Genomic DNA, 11,609 nt, shown 5'->3' with positions numbered 1-11,609 from the left:
CGAATCAAGAAAACATCCACGTAGCTTTACGCCATACTCCCTCGAAAGGACCTTGTTTATGATGGGCTAACCACCAGTGGCAAAAACCTAGCTGGAGAATGAAAAGAAGGATTCCTATGGCGAAGCTGGCGGTCGTCCCCAGATCGTCATACAGGGATAAACCGTATCCGAAATAGATGAAAGAGCCTACCATCGATTGCGTGAGGTAATTCGTCAAGCTCATTTTCCCGTAAGGCACAAGCCCGTGAAGCACCTTATGCGGCGCCTTCCACTGCCACAAGAAGATAAAGGAGGATACCAATACGCACATGAACGAGAAATTACGCAAGGAAGACACGATCGTGCTCATCGGGCGAAGCTCTTCGGTACGCTCCAGCAAACCGGGTAGGGAAAGGGACAGATAATAGAGGGGAATGAAACAAACTACCCCGATAACAAAGGTCCTTGTCCAAAACGTCCGGTGCTTCTCCGGATCGACAAACAATCCCTTGCGCCCCAACAACATGCCCAGCATAAAGAGAGCCGATGTCTGGAAGAAACGTCCATAGCTCCAAGCCCAGAGAAGGCTATACAGCTGCCCGTCCCACAGATTGGACTTGACCATTTCCCAAAAGCTGGTACCTTCCATATACGGATAGATCCGCATACAGTGCACCAGCCATTGTTCCTTGGATGCCACATATTCCGGATGCATCAGGGCATACATGAATTTACCCCACTCCATAGGCTGTAGCATCAAGACCACGGCGATCGCCAAGACCACCTTATTACTCAACTTGCAAACCGGTATCAACACAATACCCAAGATCGAATAAAGCACCAAGATCTCCCCCGGGAAGAACGATGCGTTGAAGCAACCGATAAAGAATAGGAGCACCAACCGCCAGAAAAAACGAAGCCGGAAGTCCTTCCCTTTCCTCGCTTGGTTATCAAACTGGATAAAGAAGCTAAAACCGAACAGCAGGGCGAAAATAGCGTATGCCTTCCCGGAAAAGAGGAAGAACAAGGTATCCCATACCCCTTTATCCAAGGCTTTCATAAAATCGGTAGTAGCCTCCGGAAAATTATACAAGTTAAAATGCTCGATATTATGCAATAGGATAATAGCCATAACGGCAAATCCTCGTAATGCGTCGACCACCTCGATACGAGGTCGGGATTGTAGTGCGTGTTCCATGATATGATTCAGTAGATTTTATTATTTCGTGGCAAAAGTAACGAAACTAAATAGAAAAAGCATCCTCGAAAGGATGCCTTTTTCTTTTGCAGACTTAAATTGAATACTCAAGACTTAATCTTTCGCCATGAATAAATTCATGACTTTTGTTTTTAACGGTTTAAATGTAGAAACGCCCACTTGCGATTTCATTAAATAGATAGCGAATATCGTGCCAAAGCCAGCGAAACGCACGATAATGAATATCTAACTACTTATCCTTTAACAAGTAATAGATAAATTTTGTTTCTATAAAGTGGAATTTTATTTCAAAAGCATGGGGAAAGGCATTCCACGGATGGGTATTTATTCCACACCGGATTCCACAAGATTACCCGATGGCGGACTCCGCATCCTTCACGATAGCAAGCGCTTGCTCGATTACCTCGCCCAGCAGGTGGTACCAGCCGGAATCGGTCAGTTCCTCATCATTCTTCTCCAAGATCCGCAGGTGTTGTACCAAAGAATTGGCCCCCAGCATCGTGAACAGGGGAATCAACTTATGAGATATCCGGGAGGCTTCCTCCCGGTCTTTTCCCTCTAACGCATCCCGAAGTAAGTCGATGCTCTTGCGGGTTTCCTCCGAGAAGGTTTTCAGTATAGAGGCTGAGGCCTCCGGATCCTCTCCGGCAAAAGCGGTCAACGAAGAGAAATTCAACTCGCTCCTTGCCTCCAGATGGAGTGTCAGCAACTCATTCAGCAAGGAGATTAATTGGGCGGCGGTAAACGGCTTGTTCAAGAAACCCGTGAAACCAGCCTCCAGATAATGCTCGTGCTCCTTGGCGATACTGGCGGACAAGGCGATCACCGGGATCTTATCCGTTCCGGGGATACCGGACGTACGTATCTGCTCCAGTAAATGATAGCCATCCAGCGTCGGCATCTGTATATCGGTAATAATCGCATTGAATACGGTGTTCCGCAATAGCTCGAGGACGTTATGCGGATTCGTACAACCTACCACCTGCACGTGACTCTGCTTCAAGAGTTCCTCCGTCAAGGCCAGTTGTAGAGGATCATCATCAACCAGAAGACAATAGACATCTTGCCCCTCAAACAAGGGTAAAGCCTCGGCCTCACCAGCATCCGGAGCCTCCGCCATTACGTCCGGCAAAGATTGATTATCGGCCAAGGGAAGAGGTAGCAAGATCGTGAAATCACTGCCTTTCCCCGGGGTACTATCCAAAGCAAGCGTACCGTTCATCAAGGACAGAAGCTTACGGGTGATGGAGAGGCCCAGACCGAAACCTTCCGCCTCTTCCGTATCGGCAAGGCGGGTAAACTCCCCGAATATCCGCTCTTGTTCCTCTTTCGGGATGCCCGGACCGGAATCGCTTACGGTAATAGATAATTGATAATTGATAATTGAAAGTTTTTGGAGGGAGACGAGGAGGACAACTCGTCCCGCTTCCGTGAACTTGATAGCGTTGGATAAGAGGTTTCCTACGACCTGCCGGATACGGATCGGGTCGCCCATATAGACTTGCCCAGTCTCCTCCGGTTCCAGGTTCAAGACAAACCGTAAGCCTTTCGCCTCCGCTATCGGCTGGAAGCTGGTATAGATCTCATCGAACAAGACTGGGACACGGAAGGGAACGCTATGCACCTCCATCTCGCCGGACTCCAACCGCTGGAAATCCAACAGGTCGTTCACCAAGGAAAGGATATGATCCGAGGAACCTTTCATGTTCTCCAGATAATATTGCTGACGCTCGTCTGGATGGCGGCGTAGCAAAAGCTCGATATATCCGATGATGGAAGAGAGCGGAGCCCGTATATCGTGGCTGATCGTCAACATCAGCTTCTCACGGCTTCGCAATAAGCTCTCGGCGACCTGTTTCGCCTTTTCCAGTTGCATACGGTAATATTTACTTCGTGAGATATCCCGTGAGATAAAGAAGAGGAACAGAAAGGCGATTACCACGGAGACGATCGCGATTCCGGCGATCAAATGGGAGGTCTCCCTTAATAGTACCTGCTTCTTATAGACCCTTTCCAGCGACGCCTCCATCTCCTCCTCCTCTATATTACGGAGCATCTGGTTGATCTCCCGGGTAATCACGCTATTGTTATACCGTAAGTTAGAGGCCCTTTCCAACAACTGATCCATCAGTTGTTGCCGTTGCCAAGCCACACTGTCTTGGATGCTTTTCAGCACGCTGACAATCGTATCGGTCGGATTATAAGCGTTCACCAACGTATCGGTAACGATCTCCCGGGTCGTGTTCACCACGATGCTGGTATCTTCCTTGCCGGGAGAGAACACGTCGGCCAAACGCTTGAAGAATCCCCGCTTCTTACGGGGAACTACCACCGTATCTTGCTTGACCTCTACCCGCTCTTGTACCTGCACCTCGTTTACGATCGTATCCCGGACGGCAATTATTTTCTCGATATTCTCCGTATAAAGACGCTCCGTGTTCGCTTCCTGCCAAGTCTCAAGCAAACGACGGGTATTCCATCGCTTACGCTCCAGCAGTATGTCGATCGTATCTATTTTCAGGAGTTGCATGGAGTCCGTCACCAAGGTCCTCAACGAATCCATGTTATTATGGGCCTTATTCAACGTACGATTGAAGTGGCGGAACTCGTTCTGGGGCATGCCTACCAACTGCCCCAATGCCTCGCTCTCATAGAGCAGGGAGAGGGTATTGGTGACCAAATACACCTTCCGGCGTGCCTGATGATCCGGCTCATCCTCCTCGGCCACTTTCTCTACGATATTATAAATGTAAGCGACCGAGCAGACTGCAATGGTAATCAGCAAAATATAGCCTAATATCACCTTGCTAGTAATATGTCCGCTTTGCTCTTTCATACGGTTGAGATCAGTCTAATTTCTATCGTAAGCGATATCCCATTTATCCATCATCTCAAAATCCTGCTTTTTCAAGCCGACTTTCCAGAATGGAATCGGGTCGTCATGGTCTCCCAGATACATACGGTCACGTACCTTGAAGGCACGATTCGTTAAGGCAAACGTGGAATCGGCCACCGGAGTCCGCACACCGGCTATATCAAGCATCGTATGGAATACGCTGTTCGTGCTAACCGGATAAGTCTCGTGTGCCTGCGCTTCCAGATATTTCTGGGGATATGACTCCCGGTAAGCCTTCGAGAACCAGATCACATACGGGATATGCAACTGGTAATAGGTCGGTATCGGAGACGCATGCAGATAACGGGCTCTGGAATCATCGAAGATATCCTCTCCATGATCGCTTAAGTAAAGCATGGATGCCGGAGCATTTGTCTTCGCCAACATATCCACGATTTCCCCCAGCACGTAATCTGTATAGTGGATGGAATTATCATAAGCGTTCCGTAACTCCTTTTTATACGAGGCACGAATTCCCTCCGCCTTATCCGGCCTATAGAAACGGAACTCCTTCGGATAACGTTCATGGTAATTAAAATGCGAGCCATAAGTATGCAGTACTACGAAAAGATTACCGTCCTCTTTATCCAGTTCCTTCTTTAGATAAGGCAGGATCGCCGCATCGTGCAAGGAGGTTAGCGTAGAACCCGTATTAAATGCACTCATATCGATAAAGGTATCTGCCTCCCGGTAAAAAGCGCCGATCATCGAGGTCGTTAGTTTCTGGTTGGCGATCACGAGCGTACGGAAACCAGCCTCTTTGAAAGCGGTCACGATACTTTTCTCGTCGTAAAGGACTCCATAATTCTCGGCGCTGGCAGCGGACAGGATAATGGGGACACTTTTATGCGTATTATTCGATTGCGTCACCACATCCGTGAAATGCACCAATCCGTCTAAAGCCTCCATACGGGGAGTCGTCTTGCGCTCGTATCCGTAAAGGCTCCATTCCATAGCACGGGAGGTCTCTCCCACTACCAAGACGTAGATCTCCCGTTTTCCCTCCGCTTGCTCCGGCTTAGTGGCGTCGAACTTAAAGTCGGCGGAAGTAATATGATACTTGCTGTTCCTCTCCGCCTTATTTATGGCGAAATATAAATTGTATAGGGCGTTAGCCGGATATACATCGTCCTTCCATGAGAACCGGTGATCTTGCGAAGGAGACAGGAAGCAAAGGAGCAAACCCACGACAAACATGCCTAGGCTGATCTTGGCCCATTTCTTCCGGAAAGGATTTCGCAGTTTCTCTTTCTGCCGTATCGAACGACAAGCGAGCACCAGCGTAGGTAATGTATAGAAAAAGAATACGCAACCGATCACCAGAATGATATTCCCCAATAACTCACTAGCCTCGGAAGCGTTCGAGCTGGTAAGGTTCAAATACATATCAACCGCTATCACGGACTGTCCGAAAAGATACAGAAGCACCAACTGCCCCCCATCTAATATAACCTTCGGCAACAGGCACCAAACCACGATCCCCGGTTTACGGGCCACTAATAAAACACACATCCAAAAGGCCAAAGGTATCAGCAACGAGGCGATACCGACCGTGACGGGAAGCGGTTCCGTAAAAAAGAACACACAGTTTGGGATGATAAATAACAGGGCAAATAAGAAATATAAATGCTCCTGTGAAGATATCCAGCGTATTAACCTTGTAAAATACTTCATTCAATCAAAACTTTGCCAACTCTCAATCATTACTCTTCTCAACTAATACCCAGAACCTGAAATTCCGGCAATTGGCAAAGATAGGCGTTATTAAACACATACAAAGCGTATTATACACAAAAAATGTTATTGACATTCATAACTTCTCTTTCATCCGTCGCCAATACTCATTGACAGAGCTTTTCACTTCCTTATGTAACAGCAAGATACCAATCAAGTTCGGGAGCGTCATCAAAGCCACGGTGATACCGGATAATGTCCAAACAATAGTAGTATCCGTGAACGAGGCCAAGAAAAATCCGACAATATAGATTACGTGGTAAATACGGACATATTTCGTTCCCCAAAGATAGGTCACCGCCCGATCACCGTAGTAAGACCATGCTATCGTTGTAGAAAACGCAAACAACAACAGGGAAAACGGAATAATAAACTGCCCCCAATCCCCTAAAAAACCTTTCTTAAACGCCTCCGTAGACAAGGGGGCGGAATGAAGCAGCGACTTACCGGTTAAATACACCGCACGCTCTTTATTCATAGGTAATTCGATACGTCCGTCACGTACAGAGAGCGTACCACTAAACAACACCTCCTTCCCTTCCTTGACCCGCACGCTATCCGCAAAGGAACGTGCGTGTAGTAACGTTATATCCGTATTTAGGATCTGTCCGTTCCGGACCTCCAAGGAGCCTGTATAAAAAGGCAGGGGCTTATTCCCTAGTACATGCTCCGACACTGCGGATTTACCGTCCGGGTCCGATTCATGATAAGCACCGGACAAGACTACCGTATCCGCCTGCTGAAACTTATTCTCAAACTTTTTCAGCCAAGTACCGGATGACAATAGAACCAAGCCGGTTATCGAACAAATCACGATCGTATCGATGAACGGCTCCAATAAAGCGACCATACCCTCGGATACCGGCTCTTCCGTCTTGGCTGCCGCATGAGCGATCGGAGCGGAACCTTGCCCCGCCTCATTCGAGAATAATCCACGGTTCACACCTCGGTTAAAAGCCCAGACAACCGTCGCTCCTAAGAAACCACCCGTAGCCGCCGTACCGGAAAAGATATTCGAGAAAACAGAGATAAACGAAGGTAGGATATGCTGGTAATTATAGGCCAATATGCTGAAGGCACCGAGCAGATAGACGACCGCCATAAAAGGCACCAACTTCTCGGTAACCTGCGCTATACGCTTGATTCCCCCGATCACGATCAATCCCAGCAAGACCGATAAAACCGCCCCGGTAATATATTGCTGAATACCGAACGCCGAAAACATGGCGTTCGAGATGCTATTTACCTGTGGCAGACTACCCGTACCGAAAGAGGAGAAAATAGTAGCGACCGCAAAAAGTCCTGCCAACCAACGCATATGCAAACGATGCTTCATATAATACATCGGACCGCCGGAAATCGTACCATCTTCCGTCTGCTCACGATACTTATGGGAAAGGGTGACCTCTACCATCTTGGTAGTCATACCCAAGAACGCCGTCATCAACATCCAAAACAAGGCAGAAGGACCACCTAGATGTATGGCCAGAGCGACACCGGCGATATTACCGGTCCCCACCGTACCCGAAAGAGCAGTTGCCAACGCTTGGAAATGGGAGGTATCTCCTATGTCTTGCTTATTGTCGTACTTCCCCCGCACGACCTTGATCGCATGCCCGAAAAAGCGCAATTGCGGAAACCGAAGATAGACCGTAAAGAACAATCCGGTTCCCAGTAATAGAAAAACAAACCATTGTGATCCTCCAAAATGAGCGTCAATAAGGGATAGTAAGTTATTCAACTCTTGCATCATCTGCCTACATTTTTAAATAATGATGCCGCAAGTTAAGAATAATAAAACAAAAAGCAACCTTACAAGCTTTTGTTTTTCATTTTAGACTTACAAGATTGCTTTTTCACAATCAAAAAGATACTATCACACAATAAAATTATATTTATCTCCTATATTTTCTGGAGGATAGCGATAAACTCATCATTCGTAATGTCTAGCTCCGGCTCTTTGTAATTGACATAATCCTCAAAATAGTCGCTGGCGATATCGGCTACGATCTCCCCTCCGTCCAAGCCATACGAGGAAACTAGTTTCTCCACCCGGTTACGTATCTGGCGAATCACCTGTAAACGATCCTCATAACGATCTGGCTTCTCCTGATCAGTGACGTGCTCATTCCGGGCGATCAAGTAAACTACCGTATAAAATTTCTCCATGCTCCCGAAAACAGGGACAAACAAGGCTTTCTTCTCCTCGGGCAGATCTGCCAAAAACTGTTGTATCTTTGTCATAACTCTTACTCTTTTACCTAATAAAAAAAACAATATACTTTTTGTTCTAAAACAATATACTTTCGTGTGTAAAAGTATATTGTTTCGACAACAAAAGTATATTGTTCTTCTCGAGTCTGTTAAATGATAGAATTCTTCTTCGTAAAGTCCAAAATCTCATCAATATAGCCAAAAGCCAATCCTGTTACCGTATCCGCGCAGCCGTAATAGATAGCGATACGTTTCGTCTCCGGATCATGCAAGGCGGCACAGGGAAAGACTACGTTCGGAACGTCTCCCATGCACTCGTAATCCTTTTGCGGGGATAACAAATAAGGTCCGGAGCGGAATTTCACTTTCCAAGGTTGCTCCAAATCCAAGATAGCGGAACCGAAGCTATACACATACCCGTTGCAAGAACGAAGCACGCCGTGGTAAATCAATAACCAGCCCTCGGAAGTCTCGATAGGGATAGGGCCCGCACCGATCTTCGTACACTGCCAAGCGCTATCCTCGAACGCAGCCGGAGACATCACGTGGCGATGTTTACCCCAGAAACACATATCCGGAGACTCGCTATAGAATATATCGCCGAACGGAGTATGACCGTTGTCGCTCGGACGGCTTAACATGGCGAAGTTTCCGTTAATCTTACGAGGGAACATCACGCCATTACGGTTGAAAGGCAGATAAGCGTTCTCCAGCTGATGGAAGGTCTCGAAATCGAACGTGTAAGCCACGCCGATCGTCGGGCCATGATAACCGTTACACCAAGTCACATAATAACGATCCTCGATAAAACATACACGGGGGTCGTAGGCGTAAACAAACTCGCCGATCTCCTTGTCGTCGCACTCAAACTCGAGTTTTGTCTCGGAGATACTCCAATGAATGGCATCTGCGCTAAAACCTACGTGCAAACGCATCCGGCGATTCGTATCGTCGCAACGGAACACACCGGCATAACCACCTTTGAAAGGGACAACAGCACTGTTGAACACGCTGTTCGATGTCGGAAGGATATCACGAGGAATCACCGGGTTCTTCGAATATCTCCACAATACTTCTTTGCTACCCTCGGGACGATCTTCCCAAGGCATATCAGGCAGCGGAGCGCCTACGATTTTCAAATTATCCATAACTAATCCTATTAAAATATTACTGTACTAACTTATTACCTTTATCGTCATACGTGAACGGTACGAAATAGGCTACCAAGAATGAAGGGATCATCGCCAGCAAGGTCACGATAAAGAAATACTTATAACCTAGCCAGTCGCTCACGAAACCGCTCATCATTCCCGGAAGCATTACGCCAAGGTTCATGATACCTGAAGCGAACGCATAATGCGCCATCTGATGCTTGCCCGGAGCTACCTGTTGCATCATAAACAGCATTAAGCCCACGAAACCGAATCCATAGCCAAAATACTCGAATACGATGGCGGAAGCGATAATGAGACCATTATCAGGCTGGAAACACGCCAAGAACGTGTATACCAAAAACGGTATATTGAAACAACAACAAAGCGTAAACAATACCTTTCGCAACCCCTTGGCCGAGATATAATATCCACCAAGCAAAGAACCCAGCACGAACGCCGCCGCCCCAAACGTACCATAATACAAACCGATTTCTTGCTCCGTTAGTCCTAATCCTTGATCAGCTATCGGAGCTTTCAAGAACAAAGGTACGATCTTTATCACGAAACCCTCGGCAAAACGATACAATATGATGAAACAGATATACCACACGATATACTTCTTCGTGAAGAACTCCTTGAAGACCAGCCATAACTCAGCCATACTTTCCTTCAACGAATGTTCTCTGGTAGCGGCTTTCCCACCCGAAGGCAACATCTTCATATGATAAAAACCAAGCAGGATCATGATCGTACCGCAAAGCAGCATAACGATCATCCAAGCGTATATCACGGCCTCTTTCTCCAATCCTATCCCGGTAAAATATTGCATCATATAACCCGCCAGATAAACCAGACCACCCGTGGCTACGATCTTCGCCAAATTGTAAAACGCACCTTGCCAACCGATATATTTGGCTTGATCCTCCGGCGAGAGCTCTTTCATATAAACGCCATCCGTTGCCACGTCATGCGTAGCCCCGCTAAGCGCTATAATACCTAATAATGCGATAGATAGAGCAAAGAAACTCGGCAAGTTTAACGCCAAGGCCACTAAACCGAATAAGCAACCGGATAACAACTGGGTCAATACGACAAAGAATTTCTTAGTACGATACATTTCCAAAAACGGGCTCCATAAAGGCTTTAAGGTCCAAGGTAACATGATAACCGAGGTCCATAACGCAATCTGGGCATCCGATATATCCAATCCCTTAAACATGAGTACGGTAACCATGTTCAGCACTACAAAAGGCAATCCCATAGCAAAATAGACACTAGGGACCCAAGTCACAGGGTTTCGACGTTTAGTAGCATTCGTGTTTTTCTCTTCCATGCTTTATTTAGAATTTAGGTGTACAAATATAATTAATAATCCGGATATATCTTTAATCGATCGGACAAATAGAGGAGATCATCCCGAAGGTAGCGTTATCATTCAAATCCCAGACCATCTTTCCGGCTCCGTTTATCTCGATCAACTGCGGGTAATGTCCTTTCGCAGCCTCTCCGTCATGGCCTTGCCAGTTACAGATATACAAACCACCGTCCCGTTTAGGGAGCAACTGGGCAACAAAGAAAAGCTGGGCTCCCTCGATATCGTTCGCATTCACCTTGCGAACGATATCTCCGGTCTCGAAATTCAGCTCTATGAAGCAATGGGCATCACCGCAAGCGACCAGATAATTACAGTTATCCAACGCAGCCACGCTAAACGGGTTACCGTCTACTTTCACGCTTTTCAGCAATTGACCGGACGGGGATATTTCCCGGATCTCGGAGGTAGCGAACAAGGGCACTAGATAATTGCCCCGCTTATTCTTGTTTACTTGACGGAATTGTGCATGGGGTTGCTCAATTCGGGTATCGAAATCTGTTTTCGACAGGATCTCTCCTTTTGCGTTCACTTCCATGATCGTAGCCGGGTTTCCACACCACGCCAATAAATAATTACCGTTGGAAAGTACACGGGCTGTCTGCATCTCACACCCTTCCGGAGCGGAGATATTCCAGACCTCCTCATGATCCCGGGTGATTAGCTTCGCCCCTTTCGAATAGGAAAAAAGGATATTCCGATCGGGAGTAACAGCTACAGAATTACATTCCCATCCTTTTTCCAAGGGATGCTCCCATTCAATTTCTTTCGTGTTCTTGTTTACGATGGCGATCTTGTCCCAGCCGGAACCGCCTAATAAAAGATGATGCGATGCCTCATGACATGCGGAACATACGAGTAGCAGGCATGCGGATAATATAAAAGTATAGATTTTCATGGTATATAATAATGTACTAATTAGATAATATGCCAATTATAGCAGGATGGACACATGGGATCCACCCTGCAAAAAAAGATCATGTGTGTTGTATTCGCATTGGCATATTGACACATTTAGCGAAACGACACATTGGTTCATTC

At 46.9% G+C, this 11,609-nt stretch carries 8 protein-coding genes; all 8 read right to left on the bottom strand.

What is annotated here, in order from left to right; all coding sequences use genetic code 11:
* Window positions 1–4: 4 nt before the first annotated feature.
* The 8 genes from NBH16_RS05710 to NBH16_RS05675 all read right to left on the bottom strand — a co-directional run bounded on the left by NBH16_RS05710 (window position 5) and on the right by NBH16_RS05675 (window position 11,466).
* The gene (locus NBH16_RS05710) at window positions 5–1,177 is read right to left on the bottom strand and encodes a DUF418 domain-containing protein (RefSeq protein ID WP_057319649.1); all 1,173 of its coding nucleotides are present in this window, start codon (window positions 1,175–1,177) and stop codon (window positions 5–7) included.
* Between the two features lie 370 nt (window positions 1,178–1,547).
* Window positions 1,548–4,034 (bottom strand): ATP-binding protein, encoded by a 2,487-nt coding sequence (locus NBH16_RS05705; RefSeq protein WP_057319650.1) that lies wholly within the window; start codon window positions 4,032–4,034, stop codon window positions 1,548–1,550.
* 15 nt (window positions 4,035–4,049) lie between these two features.
* Window positions 4,050–5,768: a phosphoethanolamine transferase family protein gene (locus NBH16_RS05700; RefSeq protein ID WP_005863022.1), complete on the bottom strand. Its 1,719-nt coding sequence runs from the start codon at window positions 5,766–5,768 to the stop codon at window positions 4,050–4,052.
* Between the two features lie 136 nt (window positions 5,769–5,904).
* Window positions 5,905–7,578, bottom strand: a complete 1,674-nt coding sequence (locus NBH16_RS05695; RefSeq protein ID WP_008772433.1) for an alanine/glycine:cation symporter family protein — start codon at window positions 7,576–7,578, stop codon at window positions 5,905–5,907.
* Window positions 7,579–7,730: 152 nt separating this feature from the next.
* Complete coding sequence (locus NBH16_RS05690; RefSeq protein ID WP_044544864.1) at window positions 7,731–8,072, bottom strand: hypothetical protein; 342 nt, start codon at window positions 8,070–8,072, stop codon at window positions 7,731–7,733.
* Window positions 8,073–8,191: 119 nt separating this feature from the next.
* Window positions 8,192–9,190, bottom strand: a complete 999-nt coding sequence (locus NBH16_RS05685; RefSeq protein ID WP_005857736.1) for a glycoside hydrolase family 130 protein — start codon at window positions 9,188–9,190, stop codon at window positions 8,192–8,194.
* Window positions 9,191–9,209: 19 nt separating this feature from the next.
* On the bottom strand, window positions 9,210–10,529 hold the full coding sequence (locus NBH16_RS05680; protein ID WP_005863027.1) for an MFS transporter: 1,320 nt from the start codon (window positions 10,527–10,529) through the stop codon (window positions 9,210–9,212).
* Window positions 10,530–10,581: 52 nt separating this feature from the next.
* A complete protein-coding gene (locus tag NBH16_RS05675) occupies window positions 10,582–11,466 on the bottom strand; it encodes a beta-propeller domain-containing protein (RefSeq protein WP_122369421.1) in 885 nt (294 codons plus the stop codon).
* Window positions 11,467–11,609 lie beyond the last annotated feature (143 nt).

The organism is Parabacteroides sp. Y3-G-102, assembly GCF_023656845.1.
Classification (GTDB): Bacteria; Bacteroidota; Bacteroidia; order Bacteroidales; family Tannerellaceae; genus Parabacteroides; species Parabacteroides distasonis.
The sequence above is the reverse complement of the archived record's forward strand: the minus strand, read 5'-3'. Positions and strand labels throughout refer to the sequence as shown.